General features: G+C 63.3%; 20 protein-coding genes, 1 other RNA gene and 4 pseudogenes. 17 read left to right on the top strand and 8 right to left on the bottom strand.

The features are described from left to right. Positions 1–144: 144 nt before the first annotated feature. Together XpopCFBP1817_RS11000 and XpopCFBP1817_RS10995 are read right to left on the bottom strand one after the other, a co-directional pair. Positions 145–221: non-coding RNA, sX9 sRNA (locus XpopCFBP1817_RS11000), on the bottom strand. 324 nt (positions 222–545) lie between these two features. After that, positions 546–4,088 carry a CheR family methyltransferase gene (locus tag XpopCFBP1817_RS10995; protein WP_128417165.1) on the bottom strand — a complete coding sequence of 1,181 codons (3,543 nt, stop codon included), beginning with the start codon at positions 4,086–4,088 and terminating at the stop codon, positions 546–548. Positions 4,089–4,296: 208 nt separating this feature from the next. On the opposite strand from XpopCFBP1817_RS10995, the gene XpopCFBP1817_RS10990 reads away from it, so the two are divergent. Further along, the gene (locus XpopCFBP1817_RS10990) at positions 4,297–4,680 is read left to right on the top strand and encodes a response regulator (RefSeq protein WP_128417164.1); all 384 of its coding nucleotides are present in this window, start codon (positions 4,297–4,299) and stop codon (positions 4,678–4,680) included. Positions 4,681–4,713: 33 nt separating this feature from the next. On the opposite strand, the gene XpopCFBP1817_RS10985 is transcribed toward XpopCFBP1817_RS10990, so the two are convergent. Together XpopCFBP1817_RS10985 and XpopCFBP1817_RS10980 are read right to left on the bottom strand one after the other, a co-directional pair. Continuing rightward, entirely contained in the window at positions 4,714–4,941 is a 228-nt protein-coding gene (locus XpopCFBP1817_RS10985; RefSeq protein WP_128417163.1) for a hypothetical protein, read from the bottom strand. Continuing rightward, positions 4,941–6,222 (bottom strand): annotated as a pseudogene (locus XpopCFBP1817_RS10980) (sigma-54-dependent transcriptional regulator). The gene XpopCFBP1817_RS10985 and the pseudogene XpopCFBP1817_RS10980 overlap by 1 nt, the downstream one beginning before the upstream one ends. Positions 6,223–6,878: 656 nt before the next feature. Between XpopCFBP1817_RS10980 and XpopCFBP1817_RS22940 the strand changes: the two are divergent. Next, a pseudogene (locus XpopCFBP1817_RS22940) lies at positions 6,879–7,143 on the top strand (transposase); the annotation flags it as partial. Between the two features lie 134 nt (positions 7,144–7,277). On the opposite strand, the gene XpopCFBP1817_RS10965 reads toward XpopCFBP1817_RS22940, so the two are convergent. Continuing rightward, positions 7,278–8,204, bottom strand: a complete 927-nt coding sequence (locus tag XpopCFBP1817_RS10965; protein WP_167393907.1) for a phosphoribosylaminoimidazolesuccinocarboxamide synthase — start codon at positions 8,202–8,204, stop codon at positions 7,278–7,280. 206 nt (positions 8,205–8,410) lie between these two features. Between XpopCFBP1817_RS10965 and XpopCFBP1817_RS10960 the strand changes: the two genes are divergently transcribed. Beyond that, a complete protein-coding gene (locus tag XpopCFBP1817_RS10960; protein ID WP_128417160.1) occupies positions 8,411–8,740 on the top strand; it encodes a J domain-containing protein in 330 nt (109 codons plus the stop codon). Between the two features lie 129 nt (positions 8,741–8,869). Here the strand turns inward: XpopCFBP1817_RS10960 and XpopCFBP1817_RS10955 are convergent, their stop codons facing one another. Then, on the bottom strand, positions 8,870–9,709 hold the full coding sequence (locus XpopCFBP1817_RS10955; RefSeq protein WP_128417159.1) for an outer membrane protein: 840 nt from the start codon (positions 9,707–9,709) through the stop codon (positions 8,870–8,872). A 130-nt stretch (positions 9,710–9,839) separates the two neighbouring features. Between XpopCFBP1817_RS10955 and rpe the strand changes: the two genes are divergently transcribed. From rpe to XpopCFBP1817_RS10915, 8 genes and pseudogenes are all read left to right on the top strand, one after another. Then, the gene (gene rpe, locus XpopCFBP1817_RS10950) at positions 9,840–10,511 is read left to right on the top strand and encodes a ribulose-phosphate 3-epimerase (protein WP_128417158.1); all 672 of its coding nucleotides are present in this window, start codon (positions 9,840–9,842) and stop codon (positions 10,509–10,511) included. After that, positions 10,508–10,999: a GNAT family N-acetyltransferase gene (locus tag XpopCFBP1817_RS10945; protein ID WP_128417157.1), complete on the top strand. Its 492-nt coding sequence runs from the start codon at positions 10,508–10,510 to the stop codon at positions 10,997–10,999. The genes rpe and XpopCFBP1817_RS10945 overlap by 4 nt, the downstream gene beginning before the upstream one ends. A gap of 233 nt (positions 11,000–11,232) precedes the next feature. Next, a complete protein-coding gene (gene yegS / locus XpopCFBP1817_RS10940) occupies positions 11,233–12,162 on the top strand; it encodes a lipid kinase YegS (protein ID WP_128417156.1) in 930 nt (309 codons plus the stop codon). Between the two features lie 281 nt (positions 12,163–12,443). Continuing rightward, entirely contained in the window at positions 12,444–13,919 is a 1,476-nt protein-coding gene (gene trpE, locus XpopCFBP1817_RS10935) for an anthranilate synthase component I (RefSeq protein ID WP_128417155.1), read from the top strand. Continuing rightward, on the top strand, positions 13,919–14,986 hold the full coding sequence (locus XpopCFBP1817_RS10930; protein ID WP_128417154.1) for a threonine aldolase family protein: 1,068 nt from the start codon (positions 13,919–13,921) through the stop codon (positions 14,984–14,986). The genes trpE and XpopCFBP1817_RS10930 overlap by 1 nt, the downstream gene beginning before the upstream one ends. 22 nt (positions 14,987–15,008) lie before the next feature. Further along, positions 15,009–15,764, top strand: coding sequence for an SIMPL domain-containing protein (locus XpopCFBP1817_RS10925; RefSeq protein WP_128417153.1), 756 nt, complete (start codon positions 15,009–15,011; stop codon positions 15,762–15,764). 192 nt (positions 15,765–15,956) lie between these two features. Continuing rightward, a pseudogene (locus XpopCFBP1817_RS10920) lies at positions 15,957–16,401 on the top strand (M4 family metallopeptidase); the annotation flags it as partial. 140 nt (positions 16,402–16,541) lie between these two features. Continuing rightward, entirely contained in the window at positions 16,542–17,027 is a 486-nt protein-coding gene (locus XpopCFBP1817_RS10915) for an Mpo1 family 2-hydroxy fatty acid dioxygenase (protein ID WP_128417152.1), read from the top strand. Positions 17,028–17,164: 137 nt separating this feature from the next. Here the strand turns inward: XpopCFBP1817_RS10915 and XpopCFBP1817_RS10910 are convergent, their stop codons facing one another. After that, a complete protein-coding gene (locus tag XpopCFBP1817_RS10910; protein ID WP_167393906.1) occupies positions 17,165–18,067 on the bottom strand; it encodes an NAD-dependent epimerase/dehydratase family protein in 903 nt (300 codons plus the stop codon). A gap of 168 nt (positions 18,068–18,235) precedes the next feature. On the opposite strand from XpopCFBP1817_RS10910, the gene XpopCFBP1817_RS10905 reads away from it, so the two are divergent. The 6 genes from XpopCFBP1817_RS10905 to XpopCFBP1817_RS10880 are packed head-to-tail and all read left to right on the top strand — an operon-like array spanning position 18,236 to position 24,179. Further along, a complete protein-coding gene (locus XpopCFBP1817_RS10905; RefSeq protein ID WP_128417150.1) occupies positions 18,236–21,064 on the top strand; it encodes a monovalent cation/H+ antiporter subunit A in 2,829 nt (942 codons plus the stop codon). Next, positions 21,064–21,438, top strand: coding sequence for a Na+/H+ antiporter subunit C (locus XpopCFBP1817_RS10900; protein WP_128417149.1), 375 nt, complete (start codon positions 21,064–21,066; stop codon positions 21,436–21,438). The genes XpopCFBP1817_RS10905 and XpopCFBP1817_RS10900 overlap by 1 nt, the downstream gene beginning before the upstream one ends. Next, positions 21,435–22,979: a monovalent cation/H+ antiporter subunit D gene (locus tag XpopCFBP1817_RS10895; RefSeq protein ID WP_128417148.1), complete on the top strand. Its 1,545-nt coding sequence runs from the start codon at positions 21,435–21,437 to the stop codon at positions 22,977–22,979. The genes XpopCFBP1817_RS10900 and XpopCFBP1817_RS10895 overlap by 4 nt, the downstream gene beginning before the upstream one ends. Further along, positions 22,976–23,482 (top strand): Na+/H+ antiporter subunit E, encoded by a 507-nt coding sequence (locus tag XpopCFBP1817_RS10890; RefSeq protein ID WP_128417147.1) that lies wholly within the window; start codon positions 22,976–22,978, stop codon positions 23,480–23,482. The genes XpopCFBP1817_RS10895 and XpopCFBP1817_RS10890 overlap by 4 nt, the downstream gene beginning before the upstream one ends. Then, complete coding sequence (locus XpopCFBP1817_RS10885; protein ID WP_128417146.1) at positions 23,479–23,763, top strand: K+/H+ antiporter subunit F; 285 nt, start codon at positions 23,479–23,481, stop codon at positions 23,761–23,763. Before XpopCFBP1817_RS10890 ends, XpopCFBP1817_RS10885 begins: the two co-directional genes overlap by 4 nt. Next, positions 23,760–24,179, top strand: a complete 420-nt coding sequence (locus XpopCFBP1817_RS10880; protein WP_128417145.1) for a Na+/H+ antiporter subunit G — start codon at positions 23,760–23,762, stop codon at positions 24,177–24,179. Before XpopCFBP1817_RS10885 ends, XpopCFBP1817_RS10880 begins: the two co-directional genes overlap by 4 nt. Positions 24,180–24,412: 233 nt before the next feature. Here the strand turns inward: XpopCFBP1817_RS10880 and XpopCFBP1817_RS10875 are convergent. Continuing rightward, positions 24,413–24,950, bottom strand: a pseudogene (locus XpopCFBP1817_RS10875) (lectin); the annotation flags it as partial. Between the last annotated feature and the right edge of the window lie 76 nt (positions 24,951–25,026).

Here is a 25,026-nt window from a genome sequence, read left to right as displayed (position 1 = left end):
GAAGCTCGACGTCATGTTCCTCGGATTCCTGAGCTTCGTCCTGATCGTTGAAGGGCTTCGTATGTGTTAACAGGCCATAGCGACGATCGAATAGGTCGCCAAGATGTGCACTGTTGCGCAGTATTTTCCGTGACGGGTAAGAGCGGCTAACAAAACGTAGCGAGCAGTCGTCAGGTGGGTGCGGACGGCGCGCTCAGAACCGGAGTGTACGAGTGGTACATGCCGATTCCGAGCACCGGCCGCGCCCGCCTGGCGGCTGCGCAGTAGTGTTGTTAGCCGCTCTAAGTATGCATGCAGGTCTGCATACGGCTGCAACTGCCGTCCAGCGCGACAGAGTTCGCTACGATGCGCAGCGATTGGATAGCATGCGCGCGATAGCGCGCTCGCCTTTCAGTGGCCAGAGCGAACGCAACCTCTGCATCGCTACAATCATGCATCCATCAAATGTACGCGTCAGTGCTTGAAAGATGGCAGCTAGCTCCATCTGTTGATCCGATCAACACACAGCGACAGCCATCTACGCGTTAGACCGGGTGCGGCACACCTCAACCATGCATCGCATTGAGCGGCAGCTGGATCTCGCACTCCAGCCGCGTATCGCTGAGCTCGTAACGCGTCCGCGCGCCATGGCTATAGGGCAAGGCTTTTTCGATCAGGCGGCGACCGAATCCACAAGCCTCATCGCGGTCGTGATGCAAATTTTTACTTGCGCCTTCCTCGACCCACTGCAGTACCAAGCGCGCCGGTGCACCTTCGCTGGACACGACATACCATCGGATCGACAAGGTGCCGGTCTCCACCGCAAGCGCGCCATGCTTGAGTGCGTTGGTGGCCAACTCGTGCAATGCCAGTGCCAGTGTCTGCACGGTGGATTTGCGCAACGCCACGTCCGGGCCTTCGACCACGATGCGCCGCTGATCCGGCTCGGCACCGAGCGCATCCAGTTCCATGTGCAGCAGCGCACCGATGGTGGTCGGCATATTGTCCGACTGCGACAATAGCCCCTGCACACGCGACAACGCCGACAACCGGTCGTCGAACTTGCTTGCAAACTCCGGCATGCTCTGGCTGGTCTGCACGGTCTGCTTGGCCACCGATTGCACCACCGTGATCAGGTTGCGGGTGCGGTTCTGCAACTCGCTCACCAGCACGCGCTGTTGTTCCTGCAGGCGGCGCAGATTATCTGATTCTGTGGACGTGCCCAGCCATTCCACGACCTGGCCGCGCTCGTCGCGCACCGGCGCACCACGGGTATGAAACCAGCGATAGCTCTGCTCGGTAGCGTTGTACAGGCGATGCTCCACATCCAGCTCACCGCTGTGCAGACTGTCGTGCCAGGCAACCATCGTCAGCGCGCGATCGTCCGGATGCACCGCTTGCAGCCAGCCATGTTCCAGACTGTCGCCATCGCTGTACCCGGTATAGCGCGACCACTGTGGGCTGGACCAGGTCAAGTGCCCGCCATCGAGCGCGCGCCACACCAACTGCGGAATGCCTTCCATCAAGGTGCGCAAGCGTTGCTCGCTGCTTCGCAAGGCCTGCTCGGCGAGTTTCAGCGGGGTCACGTCCACAAACGTGAGCACCGCACCACCGATGAAGTTGTGCACAGTGCGATACGGCAACAAACGCACGATGTAACGCGCGTGCGTTATTGGATTTTCCACCTCGCGATCGAGCACGGCCGGTGTGCGGATGACCCGGTGCACATCGTCCTGCAGTTCGTCGTAGTCCACATGCAGCTTGATGTTGCTGATCGGCCGATGGATATCACTTTCCACCAACGGCAGGATATCGGTGACCGCAGGCGTGAAGTTGGTGACGCGCAGTTCGTTGTCCAAAAACACTGTAGCGATCTGGGTGCTTTCCAGCAGGTTCTTCAGATCGCTGTTGGTCTGCGCAAGCTCCTGCACACGATGGGCAAGCTCTCCATTGACCGTGGTAACTTCCTCGTTGACCGACTGCAGCTCTTCCTTGGAAGTTTCCAGTTCCTCATTGGCGCTCTGCATCTCTTCGTTGAGCGACTGGTATTCCTCGTTGGAGGACTTGAGCTCTTCGTTGGTGCTTTCCAGCTCCTCGATCATCGACTGCAGCCGCTCGCGGGTGATGCGCAGTTCGTTTTCCAGCACCTGCACATGCGCGTCGCCAGAGACGGTGTCGTGTGGTCTGGGCAGCTCCACCGGCTCGCGCGCTCCCACTTCCTGGAACAGCACCACATACCCGCGCGGCACCTCCGAGTCGGACGTCGGCTCCACAAACAGATCCACCGCCCAGCTCGAGGCATCTTCATGCACCTGAATTCCGTTGACATGCACCGGCGACTGGTCCGATTCGGCGCGGCTCAGCGCACTGCGCAGATCCAGGCGCAGATCGCGATGGATCAGGTTGAGCAGGTTGAGACTCGGCGCCCCGCTGCCCGGACGAATGAAGCGCCCGGCCTGCGAGGAGAAATGCAGTACATCGAAATGCTCATCCAGGACCACATACGCTGGCGCGTACCGATGGGCAATGCGCTCGCCGGCACGCACCAACGCATTACTTGAAGTACGCTGCCGCTGCGGCGGTGCCGGCACCCTGCCGGCTGCGGCAAGCGGCATGTTCGGGAAGGTGGCATGCACGTTGTTCTCGGCATCGATGCGCTGAAAGACACGGAAGCTGCGTTCCACCGGCGCGAACAACTGTGCATGGCGCGAGACGTTTTCGGCGTTGCCCAAAAACAGATAACCACCAGGCCGTAGCGCGAAATGAAAGATCGGGATCACCCGGTTCTGCAGTTCGGCATCCAGGTAGATCAGCAGATTGCGGCACGACACCAGATCCAGCCGCGAGAACGGCGGGTCCTTGACGATGCTGTGCTGGGAAAACACGCACAACTCGCGCAGTTCCTTGCTCACCACATAGGTATCGCCTTCCTTGACGAACCAGCGCCGCAAGCGCGCCGGCGCAACCTCGGCAACAATACTTGAGGTGTAGCGCCCTACCCGCGCCGCCGCCAATGCACGCCCATCGATATCGCTGGCGAAGATCTGGATGCGTGGCGCGGCATCCAGCGTTTCGGCGTGCTCGCGCAGCAGCATCGCCAACGAATACGCCTCTTCGCCGGTAGAGCAACCCAGCACCCAAACACGCAGGCTGTCGCCAGCGTGCTTGCCCTGAAACAGGCGCGGAATCACCTGCTGCTCCAGAAATTCGAACTCGCGGCGGTCGCGAAAGAACTGGGTCACACCGATCAGTAGATCGTTGAACAACTGCAGCGGTTCGTCGAAGCGGTTGCGCAGCGCCTCCAGATACTGGTCCAGCGTATCCACCTGCACGACCTGCATGCGCCGTTGCACGCGGCGCAAGAATGTCGCGCGTTTATAACCGTGGAAATCGTGCCCAGTAGTATTGCGCAGGATGCCGGCCACTTGGCTCAGTTGATCGTTCTCGCTGCCAGTACGCACACCCGTTGGGGCGGGATGACCGAGACCGTGATGGCGCTGCATATGGGCGGCGATGCGCGCTGCGACAGCTGGCAGCGGCAAAATATCGTCGGTGATCGCGGCCGCGTTGCTTGCGCTGCGCAGATCCAGCGCCTGCAAGGCAGGATCGTCCACCACCAGCGCAAGCCCACCGCATTCCTTGATGGCTGCGGTCCCCAGCGTGCCATCGCCATCGAAGCGGCCCATGATCAGACCGATCACATTGCCATCCTGGTCGTGCGCCATCGACACGAAGAAGGTATCGATCAAGCCATGGTCGCTTTCGCCTTCCAGCAAAGCGCGCAGACGCACGCGGTTTTCTTCCAACGTCACCACGGTATCGCTGGGGGGCAGATAGAAACACCCGGGCTGCAGTTGGTCGCCGTCTTTGGGCACCAGCAACAGACTCGCCTGATCGCCGAGCAGTGCGCGCAGGCAGTCTTCGTCCAGCAATTGGCGATCGCGCAGCAACAACATGATGGCCAGATTGGGTGACCCTGCTACTGTATCGAGCAGTTCGGCCAGGCGGGCAGCATCGAGCCCCGGTGCGCCTATCCCGAGAACGAACAGGGGCACCTGCGCCGGGGCATCAGGCGCAACGACGTCTTGGAGAGCAGCATTATTAGTCATGACAGAAATCACATCGTCGGTGCAAGACAGAAAGGTCGTCGTTGATGATGATGAACCAAAGCCGTGTAGACATCCACGCGCGTATGCATGTGGCCCAGAGATTGAAGAGATCGCTCTTTGAAGCGCTTGCTTACGCGCGTTATTAACGCATAGTGCGCACACGATGTTGGCGTGCGTCGTCAGACTGCATCATGTTCCGGAGTCTTTCATGTCTAACAATACACTGCACGGCCGCCGCATCCTCGTGGTAGAGGACGATTATCTGCTTGCCGAGTCGCTCAACGACTTGCTGATGGACGCTGGCGTTCGCGTGGTCGGGCCAGTGGGCAATGTACCCGACGCGCTCTCACTGGTGACTTCGGGAGAGGCCATCGATGGTGCGTTGCTCGACGTCAATGTACGTGGCCAGCCTGTGTTTCCGGTGGCCGATGCATTGCTGGAACGCGGGGTACCGTTCTCGTTCTGCTCCGGCTACGATCGCTACACGCTGCCACCACGCTTTGCACATCTGTCGTACTGCATGAAGCCGTACAACACGCATACGATCACCACACTGCTGAGCGACCAATCCCAGCCAGCCGAGCATTACTGACCGACCACCTGGCCGCAGATCACCGACCGGCCGTCACCGGTCGGCAGTGCCGGCCTGGGTGTCCTTGATCTGCGGCGGGGCGCGCTCTTCTTCGCCCAGTTGATTGAGCAGCTCGACCGCAGACTGGTGCGCGGTGCGCAAGCTCTCCAGCGGCTTGGAGACATCGTTGCGCAAGGAATACAGCGCAAAACCCATCACGTTGAGGCGATTACGCAGTTGGTGCAGCAGCTCGCGCCGCTGCCCGTCGGATGTATCGCCCACTACGCGTCCTTGTCGCTGAGCCGGTTGTGCAAGGTGCGTACGCTGATGCCCAACTCGCGTGCAGCGGCCTTCTTGTTGAAGCGCGTGCGTGCCAGGGCCGCTTCGATCATCGCGCCCTCGGCCTGGCGCATGGTCCATGCCTGCAGGAATCAACAATCCGTCCTCGTCGGCCTGCGGCACGGTCTGCTCCACGTCCGGCGCGCTCAACAGGTCGCCATCGGAGCGCAGGTACAGACAGCGGATGAACGAGCGCAGCTCGCGCACGTTGCCCGGCCACGTGTGATATGCCAGATAGCGCAGCAATGACTGGGTCGGCAGCTTGCGCGTGCCGTACTTGACGTTGAGCTCGTCGATCACGCGCAAGCCCAACAGCCGCGCATCACCACGCCGTTCACGCAGCGGCGGCACCTGGATCGGATATTCGTTGAGCCGGTAGAACAGGTCCTCACGCAGCACCGCGTGTTCGCGTTGCACATGCTGATGGGTAGCAGCGACGACGCGCGTATCGAGCGGAATTTCTTCGTTGCCGCCCACCCGGACAAAGCTGCGCGATTCGATCGCACGCAGCAGATACACCTGCAGACGCTTGGGCATCTCGCCGATTTCGTCCAGGAACAGCGTGCCGTCGGCGGCCTGCTCCAGGAAGCCGGCGTGGCGACGATCGGCGCCGGTGAAGCTGCCGCGCTCGTGACCGAACAGCTGGCTGGCCAGCAATTCTTCCGGAATGGCGCCGCAGTTGACCGGCACAAAACGACCGCGCCGCCCGGAGGCACGATGGATGGCACGCGCAACCAGATCCTTGCCGGTACCGGTCTCGCCGGTCACCAGCACGTTCAAGTCTGTTGGCGCCACACGCACGATGTCCTTGCGCAGCAGTACGATGCTGTCGCTGTTGCCGATGATGCCCAGATTGCCCTGCTGCGCTTCACGCAGACCACCGAGCACACGCTCCAGGCGTTCTGGCGCGAATGGCTTGGTCAGGAACTCGCTGACACCGAACTGTTGCGCACGGCCCCGGGTTTCATAGGCGTAATCGCCCGACACCACCACGATCTGCGGCGTGTGATCCGGGTCGAGCCGTTCGATGAGATCAAAACCGCTGCCGTCGGGCAGACCAACATCCACGACCAGTAAATCGGGGAAATTGCTGTCCAGCCAACGGCTGGCTTCGCCAAGGCTGTGCATGCCCTTGGCCCGGAAGCCGCTATCGGTGGCTAACTCAATCACTTGATCGCAGAACTCCACGTCGTCGTCGATGATGGCGCAAGAAAGAGGATCCATGAGCGCTTCTGTCCGCAAAGGCTGATACATGTTCAGTTGAGAATTGTGACGACGGCGCGAAAGCACACCGCTCGCCACGTCGAGATTGCACACCGGTGTCATCGCCACTAGGGCCGAGCGTCGCTCTCTCCCCAATGTCGAGCCCGCCGCGCGGCGTGTGACCGAAGTACGCATAGCAACTACGGAATACGCCAGTGCCAAGCGTCATGATGTGGTTCGGTCACCTGGTCGGGACTGCCGAAAGGCAACGCAGTGCAAGGTTTTGCAACGGCTGCCACGCCAGTCCAAGGCAGACGTGGTCATTGATTGAGCCACTGGATCAGCTCGCTTGCTGTGTTGCATCGCACTCTGGGCGTTGGCGGATGCTGACCTGGGCCAGTACCGTTTGGTGCGCCAGAAGAACCGTCCCAGCGGTGCTGGTCGGGTTCGATGTGCTACCCACAGCCTACGCACTCAGCGTTGAGAGGATGTGCACAGATCGCTTACGCACCTGTTGCGTGCGGTTGCTGAACCGAAAAGCGCCCGCAGATGCGGGCGCCTTCAATGGTGTCGCGTTGCGGATGCGCTCAGCGCTTTTCCGCACCATCGGGGCGTTCATAATTTCTTTCAGGGTCGGCCTTGTTGACGCATGCGTTGTATGAAACCGGCCTGTCGATGCGGGCCATCGCCCGTGTATTGGAGCGTGCACCCAGCACAATTTTGCAGATCCGTTCTGCGCATGGCAGCCAGGCAGCAATGAAAATGCCAACGGGTTGACCCGCCAGTACTTGCCACGACAAACCGATTTCAGCGCCATCGCCGATGCGCACCTGCGATGGATCGAGCAGCGGCTCTCCAATCAGTGGCGCAAGATACCCGGCTTCACACCCCCTCGAAGTCTTCTCCGAGGAGGTCCTCAACAGCGTTGCGAATCAGAGTTGAATTCGCCCCTCGCCCCGCCTTGATCTGGAGCATCGCGCGCGCTTCCGCGCTTAGGTGACAATAGCGTTTTGACATGTGCATACCCTACTTGCTGAAAAGGCTTGCACTTGGAACGTGAGGCGGCCCTTCAACAATCAATCAACCGAAATGCCCGCCAACCGCTGCAGCGCCTCTGCATATTTCACGCGCGTGCGTTCGATCACCTCTGCCGACAGGCTGGGGCCGGGTGCGGTCTTGCCCCAGCCCAGAGTTTCCAGATAATCGCGCACGAACTGCTTGTCGTAGCTGGGCGGGCTGGTGCCGAGTGCGTATTGGTCGGCCGGCCAGTAACGCGACGAGTCTGGGGTGAGCATCTCGTCCATGATGTACAGGCGGCCGTCGGCGTCGGTGCCGAATTCGAACTTGGTGTCGGCCAGCAGAATGCCGCGTTCGGCGGCGAAATCGGCGGCGACGCGGTAAATGCGCAAGGTCGCATCGCGCACGCGTTCGGCAAGTTCCGCGCCGACCGTCTTGACCATCGCATCGAAGTCGATGTTTTCGTCATGGTCGCCCACGGCGGCCTTGGTGGATGGGGTAAAGATCGGTTCGGGCAGTTTCTCGGCCTGGCGCAGGCCGTCGGGCAACTCGATGCCGCTGATCTTGCCGGTGCGCTGGTAGTCCTTCCAGCCGCTGCCGATCAGATAACCGCGTGCGATCGCTTCCACCGGCACTGGCTTGAGCTTGCGCGTGACCACCGCGCGCTTGGCGTACAGCGCCGGGTCCACGCCGTCGGGCAGCACCTGCTCCACGCGGATGTCGACCAGGTGGTTGGGCATCAGGTGATCGGTCTTGTGGAACCAGAAGTTGGAGACCTGGCACAGCATCTCGCCTTTGCCGGGGATCGGGTCGGGCAGTACCACGTCGAACGCGGACAGGCGGTCGGTCGCCACCATCAAAAGATAGTCGCCCGGGGGCGCATCGGCAGGCAGGCGGTCGCGGGGAATGTCGAAGACATCGCGGACCTTGCCACGGTGACGCAACGGCAGGCCGGGCAGATCGGATTGCAACAGCGTGGTCGACACAGGCACTCCTAAGGACGTCGCAATGACGCTGTCCCCGGGACCCGGCGGGCCCGCGGGTGGGCAGCGGGCCGCGTAGTGTACGGCGCTTCGGCGCGCGCCGCTGGATTTATTGAAGCCAGCCGCGCGGCCGCGTGCAGACCATGTCAGTCAGGCCGGGCAGGCATTCGGGTACTATCGCCAACCTGCCTCCCCGCCCCCAATCGCCCATGTCCTGGTACGGAAAACTGCTCGGTGCATTGGCCGGCGCCTTGCTGTTTCGCGGGGCACCGGTGGTGGGGCTGATGATCGGCCTGGCGATCGGCCACGCAGTGGACGCCGGTTGGTTCAAGCGCCGCGCAGAAAATCCATATGAAGCGCTCGGGCTGGAGCCGGACGCCACCAGCGCCGAGATCGATCTGGCCTATCGCCGGCTAATGTCGCGCTACCACCCAGACAAGGTGGTCAATGCCGACCCGGAGGCGCGCAGTCAGGCCGAAAAAAAGGCCAGCCAGATCAACGCCGCCTACGATCGCATCCAGCGGCTGCGCAAGCGCTGAGCGAAGGCCTGGCGCTTGGTCGCAGTGCCGACCGTGCAGCAACCCGCTCCGGAATCGAAGCCGGCACCCACACAATAAAACAACGCCTGACCAATGAGGCCAGGCGTCGGGTCACTCACACACCAACACTCAGAAGCGATAGGTCGCCGTCAGACGCACCGCGTTCGCCGAGAAATCGGTGTCGGTGCGACGCAGATCGGTACCTGCCGGATTGACGCGCAGGAACGGGTTGGTCGCCGGCGCGGTGCCCGGCCCCACGCGCACGCGGGTATCTTCGTCCTGCAGGCGGGTGAACAGGTATTCCACGCCTACCGAGACGTTGTCGCTCAACCGGCGCTGCAGGCCAACACCGGCCTGATAGCCATCGGCGCTGTCGCCACCCCTGCTGGTGAAGCTGTTGGCAGTGTTGCTGCTGGAGAAACTGTGGTCGAACTCGCCGCGTGCCACGCCGGCAGTGAAGTAGGCCAGGAAATCGCCCTGCTCGCCGAAGGCATAACCGATACGGCCGCGCAGGGCGGCGGTGCGGTTGAGCTGGCGGGTGAAGGTGTAGAGCGCCGGGGTGGTGCTGAAGGCGCTGACACTGTCGCGCAGGTCGTTGTGGGTGTACTCGGCCACCACGCCGTAGACCCAGTTTCCGGCCTGCCAGTCGTAACCCAGGCGAGCGCCGTACTCGGCACCACCCTTGTCCTTGCTGCAGCCACTGGCCGGCGTGCGCCCGGCGGCGGCCCCACCGCAGAACCCGGGCGAGAACGCATCGGCGCCGGTGGCGGTGCTGACCTGGTCGCCGTCGCGGCCGTCCAGATTGGTGTCGAAGCCGAAGCGGCCGCCGGAGACGCCACTGACGTCGGCGCCGCCAACGTTGGCGCCAATCGAAAAGCCGGACCAGTCCGCCGGACCGGTTTGCGCCCAGGCGGACGGGGCAAGGGCAAACAGGACGATGGCGGCAGAAGCGAGCGGGGTGATTTTCATGCGTTCTCCTTAATCAGGCGCAGTGCGCCGGTACAGTGGTTACGCACCATAGCGGGGTACGGATGCAAAACGCTTTCATCCTGCGATCCCGATTGCGAGAATGTGCGCCCCGTTCCCTTCCGAGCAGCCCATGCAACCGACGGCGATCGCCCCGTCCATCCTGTCCGCCGATTTCGCCCGCCTCGGCGAAGAGGTGAACAACGTTCTGAAGGCCGGCGCCGACTGGGTGCACTTCGATGTGATGGACAACCACTACGTGCCCAACCTCACCATCGGCCCGATGGTGTGCCAGGCGCTGCGCAAGCACGGCATCACCGCGCCGATCGATGTGCACCTGATGGTCGAGCCGGTGGACCGCATCGTGCCGGACTTTGCCGAGGCCGGCGCCACCACCATCAGCTTCCATCCCGAAGCCAGCCGCCACGTGCACCGTACGATCCAGCTGATCACGTCGCATGGCTGCAAGGCTGGTCTGGTGCTCAATCCCGCCACCCCGGTGGACATCATGGACTGGGTGCTGCCCGAGCTGGATCTGGTGCTGGTGATGTCGGTCAATCCCGGCTTCGGCGGGCAGGCGTTCATTGCCTCGGCACTGGACAAACTGCGCGCCATCCGCACCAAGATCGATGCACTGAGCAAGCCGATCCGCCTGGAGATCGATGGCGGGGTCAAGGCCGACAATATCGGCGCGATTGCCGCTGCCGGCGCCGATACCTTCGTGGCCGGTTCGGCGATCTTCAATGCGCCCGACTATGCCGAGGTGATCGCGCAGATGCGTGCGGCGGTGGATGCGATGCGATGAGTCAGACCGCGCTGCAGATCCGCGCCGCCACGCCCGACGATGCGCAGCTGCTGCACGAACTGGTCACCGCACTGGCGGTCTACGAACGCGAGCCCGATGCGGTCAAGGCCGGACCGGACGACCTGCGTGCCAGCCTGTTCGGCGAAGGCGCCACCGCGCACGCGTTGATGTGCGAGCAGGACGGCCAGGCGCTGGGATTTGCGGTGTATTTCTTCAATTACTCCACCTGGCTCGGCCGCAACGGCTTGTATCTGGAAGACCTGTTCGTGCGTCCGGAAGCGCGCGGGCAAGGCGCAGGCCTGGCACTATTGCGGCACTTGGCCCAGTTGGCAGTGAAGCGTGGCTGCGGGCGGTTCGAGTGGTGGGTGCTGGACTGGAATCAGCCGGCCATCGCGTTCTACCAGGCCGTCGGCGCCCGCCCGATGGAGGGCTGTACGGTGTACCGGCTCGATGGCGAGCGCCTGGCGGCATTTGCCGCTGGCGCTTGAGCCAAGCGCGGCGCGCAACAGCGGCGCGTAAAAAGAAGGCCGCTCCCGCTGGAGCGGCCTTCAAGAAAATTGGAGGCTGATCCTGCCCCCGCCCGTCGTCCCTGCTATGGACTTCTATCCTCCGGGTCATCGATGACATGCCAATGACAGCCCGGTGGCAGTGCGCATTCACGATGCACGCAGCGGCCCGCTGCTAGCCTGCGGCGATCACCCTCACAGCATTGGCAGCGCGCATGGCCCCGTCCCACTGGCGTCTGATCCTCAACGGCAAGTCCACCGACAATCTGGACCTGCGTGAGGCGGTGGGAGCGCTGCGCAAGCGCGGCATCCAGCTCGATGTGCGGGTCACCTGGGAAGAGGGCGACGCCGAGCGCTATGTTGGCGAAGCGGTTGCCGATGGCGTGCACACCGTGGTCGCCGCCGGTGGCGACGGCACCCTGAGCGAAGTCGCCGCTGCACTCGCCCATCACGACGCCGACGCCGCCACGCTGCCCTCGCTGGGCCTGGTGCCACTAGGCACCGCCAACGACTTCGCCACCGCCGCCAACATCCCGCTCGAACCGCTCAACGCGTTGAACCTGATCGCCAAACACGCCGCGCAGCCGATCGACCTGCTGCGCATCGACGCCGAACACGGCCCGCATTGGTGCGCCAATGTCGCCAGTGGCGGTTTCGGCACCCAGGTCACCGTCGAGACCGACGAGGGCTTGAAGAAGATGCTTGGCGGCCTGGCCTATCTCATCACCGGCATGTCGCGGCTGGGCCGGATCGACCCGATCAGCGCCCGTTTCAGCGGCCCGGATTTCAGCTGGGAAGGCGAGTTCATGGCGCTCGGCCTGGGCAACGGACGCCAGGCCGGCGGCGGCCAGGCACTGTGCCCGGAAGCCTTGATCGACGATGGCCTGCTCGACGTCACCATCGTCCCCGCACTCAACGGCGAAGTGGCTGCCACCCTCGGCACGCTGGTCACCGGCGGCAAACAGGCCGCGCTGGAACGCGTCGCCGTCCGCGCCCGGCTGCCCTGGCTGGAGCTGGTCTCGCACCAACCACTGACCTTGAACCTGGACGGCGAACCGGAGACCTCGCGGCATTTCCGTATCGAATGCGTCCCGGCGCGGTTGCGCATGCATTTGCCGGTGGAGTGCCCGTTGCGCAGCGCTTGAGGGCGGGGAATGGGGAATCGGGATTGGGGAATCGGAAGAGCGTGGTGTTGCGGCGTGTTGGTGTTAGAGGCCGGGCGTACAACACCAGGCTGGACTGACTCAGCTTCGCGATGTGCGCGGCTTTCGCCTCGCGCCTGCTGCCCTTGCGCGGCAGTTGCGCTACAGTAGAGGCGTGTCCGGCTTGACGACTCCACGCTCCTTCTCTTCCGCTCGCCGCTGGTGGCGATGGTGGCCCGTTGCCGTCGTCCGCACAGACACAGAGTCCCGGAAGGAAAGTCATCTTGATCACTGCAGAGCAGTTCCAGCGCCAGGCCGCTGAAGGTCACACCCGTATTCCCGTTGTCCGCGATGTGCTGTCCGATCTGGACACGCCGCTGTCGGTCTATCTGAAGCTCGCCGACGGCGCTTACACCTATCTGTTCGAATCGGTCGAAGGCGGTGAGCGCTTCGGGCGCTACTCGATCATCGGCCTGCCCGCGCGGCGCGTGTACAGCTTCCGCGGGCAGACGCTGGACATCAGCGAGCACGGCGAAGTGCTGGAAACCCGCGACGTCGCCGACCCCCTGGCCGAAGTCGACGCCCTGCGCGCCGAGCATTCGGTGCCACAGCTGGATGGCTTGCCGGGCTTCACCGGCGGCCTGGTCGGCTGGTTCGGCTTCGAGTGCATCCAGTACATCGAACCGCACCTGGGCGGCGGCGACAAACCCGACGAACTCGGCACGCCTGACATTCTGCTGATGCTCTCCGAAGAGCTGGCAGTGTTCGACAATCTCAAGGGCCGGCTGTACCTGATCGTGCACGCCGACCCGCGCCAGGCGCAGGCTTACGTGCGCGCCAATCGGCGCCTGGACGAGCTGGCGCATCGCTTGCGCCAGGGTGGGGCGGGTTATCCGCAGGCGCAGATTTCCGATGCCATCGACGAATCGGATTTCCGTTCCTCGTTCACCCGCGAGGACTATCACGCGGTGGTGCGCAAGGCGCAGGAATACGTGCGCGCCGGCGATATTTTCCAGGTGGTGCCGTCGCAACGATTGCGCGTGCCGTTCCGCGCGCGCCCGGTGGATGTGTATCGCGCCTTGCGCGCGCTCAATCCCTCGCCGTACATGTATTTTCTCGATGTTGGCGGCACGCAGGTGGTCGGCTCATCGCCGGAAATCCTGGCGCGCCTGCGCGATGGCGTGGTCACCGTGCGCCCGATCGCCGGCACCCGCCCGCGTGGTGCCACGCCCGAACTGGACAAGGCGCTGGAAGCTGAGCTGCTGGCCGATCCAAAAGAGCGCGCCGAGCACTTGATGCTGATCGACCTCGGTCGTAACGATGTCGGTCGCGTGGCCGAACCGGGCTCGGTCAAGGTCGGCGAGCAGTTCGTGATCGAACGCTATAGCCACGTCATGCACATCGTCAGCGAAGTCACCGGCACGCTCAAAGCCGGCCTGAATTACAGCGATGTACTGCGTGCCACCTTCCCGGCCGGCACCGTCAGCGGCGCGCCGAAAATCCGCGCGCTGGAAATCATCCGCGAGCTGGAACCGGTCAAGCGCAACGTGTATTCCGGCGCAGTCGGTTACATCGGCTGGCATGGCGATGCGGATACGGCCATCGCCATCCGCACCGCGGTGATCCAGGACGGTTATCTCTACGTGCAGGCCGGCGGCGGCGTGGTCTACGAATCCGACCCGGATCTGGAATGGCAGGAGACCATGAACAAGGGCCGCGCACTGTTCCGCGCGGTTGCCCAGGCGGCCAAGGGGCTGTGATGGACATGCAGGAAAACGCTGCGCGCATCAGCTCCCGCAACGACTACAGCGAAGGCGCGCATCCGCGCCTGCTGCAGGCGTTGGCGCAGGCTAGCGCCGAGCAGAACGCCGGCTACGGCACCGATCGGCACACTGCGCGTGCCATTGCGCTGATTCGCAGCGTGGTCGCACAAGCGCAGCCCGACGTGCATCTGCTGGTCGGCGGCACTCAGACCAATCTGATTGCGATCAGCGCGTTTTTGCGCCCGCATCAAGCCGAGATCGCAGTCGAAGCCGGCAACATCGCCACGCATGAAACCGGCGCCATCGAAGCCACCGGCCACAAGGTGCTCACCGTGCCTGCGCTGCACGACAAGCTGACGCCAGCATTGATCCAGCCGGTGCTCGACGTGCACAACAACGAACACATGGTGCAACCGCGCCTGGTCTATATCTCAAACAGCACCGAAAGCGGCACCATCTACACGCGCGCCGAACTCGATGCGCTGTCGCGTTTCTGTCGCGCGCACGACTTGCTGCTGTATCTGGATGGCGCACGCTTAGGTGCAGCGCTGACCGCCGACGGCAACGATCTGGATCTGCCGACGATTGCCGCACTGACCGATGCGTTCTATATCGGCGGCACCAAGAACGGCGCCTTGCTTGGCGAAGCGCTGGTCATCGTCAACCCCTCATTGCAGGCCGACTTCCGCTATCTGATCAAGCAGCGCGGCGCGCTGCTCGCCAAGGGCATGGTGTTGGGGTCTCAGTTCGCCACATTGTTCGAAGACGGCCTGTTTTTCGAGCTTGCCGCGCACGCCAACACAATGGCGCAGCGACTGCGTGCCGGCTTACTGGCTGCGGGCGCTGAGTTCACCAGCGACTCGCCGAACAACCAGCAGTTCATCGCCGTTAGCGCGCAGCATGCCGCGCAACTGGCGCAACGCTACGATTTCGAACGTTGGGAAGTACGCGCCGACGACAGTCATGTGATCCGCCTCGTGACCTCGTGGGCGACCACGGCAGCGTCGGTCGAGCGTCTGTGTGCGGACGTTGCAGCGCTCGGTCGTTCAGATGCGCATGCATAACCACTCATCAAGCAAGAACGCGATGAATCGAATCACCGGATGGATCCTCGCAAGCTTGTTGATGCTGCCGCTCGCCGCAATAGCGCAGGTCAACAGCCTGCCTTCGCAGCCGCATTTGTTGGTGAAAGGGCAGGCCAAGCGCGATGTGATGCCTGATCGGTTTTCGCTGATCATCAATCTGCGTTCAGTCAATCTGCAGCCGGAAGCCGCGAGAAAGCGTGTCCAAGCGTCGGCCGAGCAAATCTTGACCGCTTTGAAGAGGTATCACGTGCTCAAGGACAGCCTTGAAGAATCGTCTTTGCAGATCCAACCCTCATACAAGTATTCGCAGCAAGGCGTGCGCGACTTTGAGGGCACTGAGGTCAAGCGCAGCATCGGTGGCAGCTTTCAGTCCTTGGACGATGTTCGCCAGTTTCTGGCCGAGCTGAAAACCAGCAGTGAGATAGAGCTGTCTGGTATCACGACGTCTTACAGCAAGGAAAGCCAGTTGCGCGCGCAACTCAAACGCGACGCTGCCGAGCAATCGCGCGCTTCAGCCACCGAGCTCGCAAAGGCCTATGGGGTCAGCATTCAAGGCCTCTATACGATTTCCGATGTCGCACCAAATTTCGCCTATGGCATCCAGGCTGGCAATTGGCCGACCCAGGTATCTCTGGTTTCCGGTTCACCGTCGCCTCCTGCGCCAGCGGCCGACGTTGCAGCCGCTGTTGATTCGCTGGAAGCCGGCACTGTCACGATTTCCGAAAACATCTATGCGGTCTTCCTGATCGCGCAATGAGTCCGTTGCCATGCTAATGCTGGATCACTAGGTGTTCAGTCCGGGCATCGATGCCGATACGGCAGTGCGTGCGGCCGGTGCGCAGGTCGATGTGGCACAGGACGCCGCGCCGCGCGCAAGTCTGGCGTTGTAGGCGCGCCAAGGCGCACCGCGGCTGGTCTATGCAGTGATCGACAGCGGCATCAAGCCCGAGTGGAGTACTCCGCCAACAACAGCGCGCAGCCGGGCAATGATCTGATTGGCGAAAAGATCGTCCACGACAACAGCAGCGGCACGCTGGCGTTGCGCTACATGTTCAAGCCGAGCCTGGATGGCGGTTCACCAGATTGCTACAGCAGCAGCCTGGGCTCGCTCAACGTGCACGACAGCTCGGGTGTGGCCAACCATTTCTACTATCTGCTGGCCGAAGGCGCGGTGGGCCGAGCGGCTTCGGTTCGGGCGCCCGCTGGAACGTGACGCCGGCCGGGCTGGTGTGCAACGGCAATACCGCGTTGATGTCGATCGGCCGGGCCGCAGCCAGCTGCATCTGGTACCGCGCGTTGACGTCTACATGACCTGTTCGACCAACGATGCGGCCGCACGCAGGGCGACCCTGAGCGCGGCCACCGATCTGTAGGGCAGCACCTCCACGCAGTAGCGCGCGGTTGCCGCAGCGTGGAGCGCGGTGTCGGTCAACTGATGCATTGCCGGCCCTTGCCACGCGACCAGCGCGTGGCAAGGGCCGGCGGCCACAGCGCCACCCGCGCGCGTATGCTTGGGTCATTACTGGGAGGGAACATGACCGAACGCACCACGACCGCGCAACCAATCGACCGCTATTTCGCCCGTTATTCCGACGATCATCAAAACGCCACCAACCAGCAGATCCACGTGCTGACAGTGCCGGCGATTGTGTGGTCGGTGGTGGCCTTGCTGTGGTGCATCCCGGTAGGCGGCACCTGGTTCAGTAGCGGCGTGTGGGCGGCGCTGTCGATGTTCGCGGTGTGGTCGTACTACAACCGGCTGTCGCGCCCGCTGGGGCTGGGCATGCTTGGGATCTTTTTCTTCTTCTGGTGTCTGTGTCGATTGATCGAGAGCAGGCTTGGCCTGGGCGGCGTTTTCAAATGGGGCGTGGCGGTGTTTGTGCTGGCCTGGATTGCGCAGTTCGTGGGCCACAAGATCGAAGGCCGCAAGCCGAGCTTTCTGACCGATCTGACATATCTGCTGATCGGGCCGATCTGGGTGTTGGCCAAGTTGTATCGCAAGTTGGGTTGGCGTTACTGAGCGGTGTTCGACCCGATCGACGCTGCACCGTCGCTCCATTATAGAGGCGAGATTGGTCGCTCGATCCGCCACCGGGAGTGCCTTAGGGTGCGCAGGCGCGCGACTGAATCTGCCGAGTCCGGCAACGTGCACTCGACTCACTCGCCGATGCCGAGTTCTTCCGGCAACGGACGGAATGCACGCGGCGCATAACCGAAATCCCGGCGCGCCGGTTCCAGATCGAATACCAGGTCATCGCGCATGCGCTGCAACGCAGCCGCGTTCATGCCACGCAGACGCCCAAAGCGTTGCGCAGCGCTGAGGGCAAGCCCGAACAGCGTCGGTGTTACCTGATACAGACGCGCCGGCCGTGGCAGCGCGGCAAGCACGCGCTCCACCATCTGCGTATAGGCCAACACTTCGCCACCGCCCACGGCATAACTGCGCTGCTGCGTGGCCCGCTGGGTGACCACCGCCAGCGCGGCGCTGGCCAGATCGTCTACATGCACCGGCTGACGTAAACCGGTGGCGTTGGCTGGCAACACGAACGCACCGGTGCGCTGCGCCAGACCGGCGATCTGGGTGAGCGTAACGTCGCGTCCGGCGCCGTAGACTAGCGTCGGGCGCAGCACTGTGGCCGTCGCGCCGCGCGCCTGCGCTGCGGAAAACAGCGCCTGTTCGGCATTCGCAAGGCGCTGGGCGACATCGCGCTCGGCCGCATCGATCGACTTTTCCTTGACCTCCACGCTGGTCGAACCGAACGCCACAATGCGCGGGGCAACCACCGGATTTTCGGTATACCAGCGCGCGAAATGATCCAGCGGGCCGCAGCTGAAGATCACCTCGAACGCGTCGCCTGCCGCTGCCGGCACGGACAGATCGCCTTGCCGCCAGATCAATTCCGAACGCGCAGCACGCGGCTGCCGCGACCATGCCGTGACCTGCCAGCCCCGGCTTAACAGCCGCGTCAGCAAGCGCTCGCCAATCTGCCCGCTGCCACCAAAAACCAGGGCGCGTTGCGCAGATGCAGCAGTGGACGGCGCGGGATTGGCAGGGGTCACGGGGCTCGGATGCAGGTTTGGTAAGCCCAGCATAGCGAGTGCAAGGCGGCGGCGCGAACACCGATCCAGTGGTGAGTTTGATCGCCTGCGCAGCGACGACGTTGACGCGGATGTCAGTCAAGGTTTTGTTAAGCTCTCTGGACTGCTCGCGAATCTTGTGTTCCCTGCATGCCTTTTTCGTTGGAAATCCTGCTCGCGCTGCCCTTCGTGATGGCGGCGGCCAGCGCGCTGTTCTGGCGCACATCCCGTTCGATCACTGCGTGGTTGGCTGCGGCCGCGCCGTTGGGCGGGCTGCTGATCCTGGCGATGCTGACACCGGCGGTGCTGCGCGGTGAGGTGATACGCAGCGAACACGCCTGGTTGCCGCAGATCGGTTTGCTGTTCTCGTTGCGGCTCGATGGCCTGGCATGGATGTTCGCATTACTGGTGCTGGGCATCGGCGCGCTGGTGGTGATGTATGCGCATTACTACCTGAGCGCACGCGACAGCGCGTCGCGCTTTTTCGCGTATCTCATGCTGTTCATGGGCGCGATGCTCGGCATGGTGTTGTCGGGCAATCTGCTGTTGCTGATGCTGTTCTGGGAACTCACCAGCATCAGCTCGTTCCTGTTGATCGGCTTCTGGTCGCACCTCAAGGACGCGCGCGAAGGTGCGCGCATGGCCTTCGTGTTGACCGCGGGCGGCGGCCTGGCATTGCTGGGCGGCATCTTGATGATCGGCCGTATCGTCGGCAGTTTTCAGCTGGATGCGGTGCTGGCAGCCGGCGATCTCATTCGCGCCAGCCCGTTGTATCCGTCTGCGTTGGGACTGGTGCTGCTGGGCATCTTCACCAAGAGCGCGCAGTTCCCGTTCCATTTCTGGCTGCCGCACGCGATGGCCGCGCCCACGCCGGTGTCGGCGTACCTGCATTCGGCCACGATGGTGAAGGCTGGTGTATTCCTGCTGGCGCGTTTGCATCCTGCGTTGGCCGGCACCGATCTGTTTTTCTACACGGTGACCAGCGTCGGCGCGATCACGCTGCTGCTGGGCGCCTGGCACGCGATCTTTCAGCACGATCTCAAGGGCGTGCTGGCGTACTCGACCATTTCGCATCTGGGCCTGATCACGATGCTGTTCGGCCTGTCCACGCCAATGGCGGTGGTGGCCGGCGTGTTCCATCTCCTCAACCATGCGGTGTTCAAGGCCTCGTTGTTCATGGCCGCCGGCATCATCGACCACGAGACCGGCACGCGCGACATGCGCAAGCTGGGCAATCTGCGCCGCCTGATGCCCTTCACCAGCGCGCTGGCGATCATTGCGTCGCTGGCGATGGCCGGCGTTCCGTTGCTCAACGGCTTTTTGTCGAAGGAAATGTTCTTCGCCGTCGCACTGGAAACCGAAGCGCCGCAAACGATGCGGGTGTTGGCGAGCATCGCTGCGCTGCTGGCCGGTCTGCTTGGCGTGGCCTACAGCCTGCGCTTCGCGCACGACACCTTCTTCGGCGACGGCCCGCGCGATCTGGACACCACCCCGCACGAGCCGCCGCGCTGGATGAAGATTCCGGTGGAGGTGCTGGTGCTGATCTGCGTGGCGGTGGGCATCGTGCCGGCATGGACCATCGCCCCGGTGCTGCGCGCCGGTGCCAGCGCGATCTTGGGCGACAAGTTGCCCGAGTACAGCCTGGTGCTGTGGCACGGCTGGAACTGGCCACTGGCGATGAGCATCGCCGGCATGGTGGGCGGCACACTGTTGTACATGGCGCTGCGCCGCACGCTGGATCTGTATGCGATCCAGAACCGCTCGCCAGGCAAGGCCCTGTTCAACTGGAATCTGCGCGCGCTGTTTGCCGCCACCGCACGCATGACCGATGCGGTCACCAACGGCAATCTGCAACGCATGCTGATGTTGCTGGTGCTGAGCGCGGTGGTAGTGGCGCTGGTGCCGTTCCTGCAAGGCGGTACGTTGCCCGCCTGGCCTGCACCCACGCCGATGCCGCTGCTGGGTTGGACGGTGTGGCTGCTGATGATGGCGTGTGCGATGGGCAGCCTGTTTTTGTACAAGCAGCGTCTGCTGGCGGTGTTGGTGCTGGGCGGCACCGGCCTGGCGATCAGTCTGACCTTCGTGTTCCTGTCGGCGCCGGATCTTGCGTTGACGCAGTTGCTGGTGGAGATGGTGACGCTGGCGCTGCTGCTGCTGGCGATGAATTACCTGCCCGAGCGCTCGCAGCCCGAGCCTGCGCGCTTGCGCAAGATCCGCGATGCGGCCATTGCCATCGTCGGCGGCGCCGGCCTGGCGACCTTGGCCTACACCTTGATGACGCAGCCCAGCCATACCGTTGCGGGCGAGATGCTGCAGCGTGCGCTGCCGGAAGCGTACGGGCACAACGTGGTCAACGTGATCCTGGTGGATTTCCGTGGTTTCGACACCTTCGGCGAGATCACCGTGTTCGCGATTGCCGGGCTGTTGGTGCATGCACTGTTGCGGCGCTCACGCATGGCGCCGGAGCGCAGCATGCCCGGGCCGCCGATCAAGTTGCCGGTGCCGGCCGATCTGGCGCAGATCATGTTCCCGCTGACACTGACCGTGTCGTTGTTCCTGTTCCTGCGCGGCCACAACGCGCCCGGTGGCGGCTTCATCGCCGGTCTGGTGCTGGCGGTGCCGCTGCTGATGCAGTACGTGATGCAAGGCACCGCGTCGGTGGATTCGCGCTTCGGTTTCGATTACATCCGCCTGATCGGCATCGGCCTGTTGTTCGCACTGGTCAGCGGTGCCGGTTCGCTGCTGTTCGGCATGCCGTTTTTGAGCAGCGGGCATGTGGAGATTCCGCTGCCGCTGTTGGGCGAGCTGGAGCTGGCCAGCGCGCTGGGCTTCGATATCGGCGTGTATCTGGTGGTGTTCGGTGCGGCGATGTTGATGCTGTCGATGATGGGCACGATCAAACCTTCGCGCACGCGCACCTCGCAGCGCGGCGAGATCGACCCCACCCAGCGTTCGACACGCACCGCGGAGCAGCATTGATGGAATTGGCACTGGCCAGCGCGATCGGCGTCCTCACCGCATTGGCGATCTATCTGTTGCTGCGCGCGCGCAGCTTCGATGTGATCCTGGGGATGACCTTCCTGTCGTACGCGACCAATCTGCTGATCTTCGCCGGTGGGCGCGTGCGTAGCGGCCAGGCACCGGTGTTGCGCGACGACGTGCCCGCCGATCTGATGCACTACACCGACCCACTACCGCAGGCATTGGTGTTGACCGCCATTGTGATTGCGTTTGCGATGACCGCGGTGAGCCTGGTGCTGGCGATCCGCAGCCGCGGCGATAACGGCAGCGATCATGTGGATGCGCACGAAGATGCCACCACCGGGGTGGACACGCGTGAGGCGCGGCGATGACTCATCTGCTGATTCTGCCGATTCTGATTCCAATGCTGGGCGCATCTGCGTCGCTGTTTGTCGAGCATCGTCGTTATGGGCCGCGTGTGCAGCGCACTGTTGCTTGGGTGAGCATGGTGTTGCTGGCGGTGGCGGTGATCGCATTGTTCGCGCGCGCGGCCGAAGGCACGGTGCTGGTGTATCTGCTGGGCGATTGGCCTGCGCGTATCGGCATCGTGTTGATGGGCGACCGTTTGTCGGCGTGGATGCTGTTGACGACCTTGATGCTGGGCTCGGCCTGCCTGTTGCATGCATGTGCCGGCTGGGACCGGCGCGCGCCGCATTTCCATGCCTTGTTCCAGTTCCAGTTGATGGGCTTGAACGGTGCGTTTTTGACCGGCGACATCTTCAACCTGTTCGTATTCTTCGAAGTGATGCTGATCGCCTCCTACGGGCTGCTGCTCAGCGGCGGGCGTGGACTGCAGATGCGCGTTGGCCTGCATTACGTGGTGTTCAACGTCTGCGCCTCGACCTTGTTCCTGGTCGCGCTGGGCTTGTTGTTCGGTGTGTTCGGTACGCTCAACATGGCCGAGCTGTCGCAACGCATCGCCGAGTTACCGGCGCAGGATGTGCCGTTGGCCAAAGCCGCATTGGGATTGTTGCTGCTGGTGTTCTGCAGCAAGGCCGCCTTGCTGCCGTTGTATCTGTGGCTGCCGGAAACCTACTCGCGTGCGCCGGCAGCGGTGGCAGCGCTATTTGCCATCATGACCAAGGTCGGGCTGTACGCGACATTGCGCGTGTCCTGCCTGTGGTTCGGCGCCGGTGCAGGCGCACTGCATGGCTTCGGTCGCCACGCGTTGCTGTGGCTGGGCATCGCCACGCTGGTGATGGCCGCAATCGGGGTGATGGCGGCATCGCGGCTGCGGGTGATGGTGTCGTATCTGGTGGTGTTTTCGGCGGCGACCCTGTTCATCGCCTTCTCGCTGGACGACGCCGGCGCCTTGGGCGCGGGGCTGTACTACCTGCCGCATAGTAGCTTCGTGGCGGCCGCCTTGTTCATGGTGTCGGATCTGATCCGCCGGCGTCGCGGCAGTGCCAGCGACCGCAAGGAAGTGGTCGCGCCGCTGCCGCGGCGTGGCATGCCCGGCGCGATGTTCATGATCGCCGCAGTCGCGGTGGCCGGTCTGCCGCCGTTCTCCGGCTTCCTGGCCAAGGCGGCGTTGCTGCAGCACGTGCCCGATGGGCTGGTCGCGCCGGTGTGGGCGGCGATTCTCGGTAGCAGCCTGTTGGTGGTGATCGGCCTGACGCGTGCCGGCGTGCGCCTGTTCTGGCGCGTACCAGAGGCGGTGGAAGATGCGCCGGAGCTGCAACCGCAACGGCGTGGCCGCATGCGCCCGGTGGAAACCGCCGCCACCGTGTTGTTGCTCAGTGGCCTAGTGGCGATGACGGTGGGCGCCGGCCCATTGATGCGGTATACCGATGCGGCCGGCGCGCAGCTGCGCAACCCCGGTGCGTATGTGGAGCAGGTGCGTGCCACCGCACCGCAACGCAGGCAACCATGAGCACGCGTGTACCGCTGCGGCGCCGGATGTTTCCCTCCCTGTCGTTGAGCGTGACGGTCTTCATTTTCTGGCTGCTGCTCAGCGACAGCTTCGGGCCGCAGCAGTGGGTGCTCGGCTTATTGCTGGGCTGGGTGGTGCCGCTCTTCGCGGCACGACTGGACCGCGAATTTGCACAAATCGGCTCGTTGCGTTCGGTGCCGCGCATGTTGCTGGTGGCCGCAGGCGACATCGTGCGCTCCAATATCAAGGTGGCCGGCCAGGTGCTCGGCCCGGAGTCGCGCATCCATCCCGGTTTCATCTGGGTGCCGCTGGACATCGCCAACATCCACGGCATCGCCGCGCTGACCAGCATGATCACGCTCACGCCCGGCACCGTGTCGGCGGCGCTTTCGGACGACCGCAAATACCTGCTGGTGCACGTGCTGCATCTGGACGACCCAGACCTGTTGATCGCCGAGATCAAGACCCGCTATGAGAAGCCCCTGATGGAGATCTTTCCGTGACCGGACACATGTTCATCGAATCGACCATCGTCATCTGCATACACACGGTGGGCCTGGCCATGCTGATGGCGCTGTGGCGATTGCTGCGCGGACCCTCCGTGCCCGATCGCATTCTTGCGTTGGATACGCTGTCCATCACCGCCATCGCCGAGTTGATGCTGCTGGGCATGTATCTGGATTCGCCGATCTACTTCGAGGCCGCGTTGGTGATTGCGATGCTGGGCTTCGGCAGCACCGTGGTGCTCAGTAAGTATGTGTTGCGCCGGCAAATCGTCGAATGATCGCCTTGACCGAATACCTGCTCAGCGCGCTGTTGCTGGTCGGCACGTTCTTCATCCTGATCGGCGCGTTCGGGCTGGTGAAGCTGTCTGACTTTTTCAAACGCCTGCATGCGCCGACCAAGGCCAGCACCTTGGGGGTGGGCTGCGTGCTACTGGCATCGGTGGGCTATCACCTGTTTTTAGGCGTAGACCCACAGCCGCGCGAATTGCTGATCACCGTCTTCCTGTTTATCACCGCGCCCATCAGCGCCCACATGATGGCCAAGGCGGCGCTGTCGCTGATGATGGAAAACCGTCCGGAAGTTCCGAATAAGGGCGAGATGCACGAGGAAGGATTACCACAGGCGCAGGGCGATGTGGGCGAGAACGGAGAGACCGAGAAACAGCACATGGGGCCAGAATCGGAGCAGCACTAGGCGTTGAGTTGCGGCTGACCGACTGACCTGCACGACCCGGTCGACATTGATCTGGCATTAGCGCTGCGGCTTTCGAGGCATACGGCGGTTCCACATCGTCGTCGTTGGCGGAAGCGAACGGGGCCGCCGGATCAGGTACTGCAACCCAGCGGGCCAGTCGGCAAGTTCGACTCGCATCACGCGGCTAGAGGGCAGCGTCCACGCGCAGCTGCCGTCCTTCTACATGCAGCGCTTTAGCCACAGCCCTCGACGTAATCCACCTGCGGTAGCTGCCCTACCCGCCAGCTGCTGACCATGCCCCGGGCATTGGTTTCGAACACCAGCGCCGACTGCTCCGTTGCATCGGCAAAGCGCAAGGTAACTGCGCCAGGGACGTAATTTGTGCGGCTGCTCGGTCAGGCCATCGGGAGACAGCGTGCGCAGCTGCGCCAGCGTCATGCCGACCTTGCCGCCACCGGGTGCGAGTTCTTTGGGTTCGCTGGTCTGATAGCGCACAAAATGCTCGCCCTCGAACATGAAACCGACACGGCGCGCATCGTCGGCCTACTGCGGCCGCAGCAGATAGCAGCCGCCATCGGTTGCCGCCTCGCCACGCAAGTCGCCGCCCTATGCAGCACGCGCCTGCGCCGCATCCATGCCCAGGCACAGATCGCCATAGCCATCCAGAGGCGCGAGTGCGCCCGGGGCCTGCTGCAGTTGCGGCAGAAACGTGCCGGCGTGTGCGGTGGCGGGTGGCTGGTCGTTGCCGGCTGCGGCGATAGGTACCTGCTCCTGAGGTATCCCCACGTTTTTCAGCCCATGACCATCTGGTTGTAGACGTGTTCGGGCAGTGTGCGTAATCGCTCCA

Origin of the sequence: Xanthomonas populi, from assembly GCF_002940065.1 — a bacterium.
Classification (GTDB): Bacteria; Pseudomonadota; Gammaproteobacteria; order Xanthomonadales; family Xanthomonadaceae; genus Xanthomonas; species Xanthomonas populi.
The sequence above is the reverse complement of the archived record's forward strand: the minus strand, read 5'-3'. Positions and strand labels throughout refer to the sequence as shown.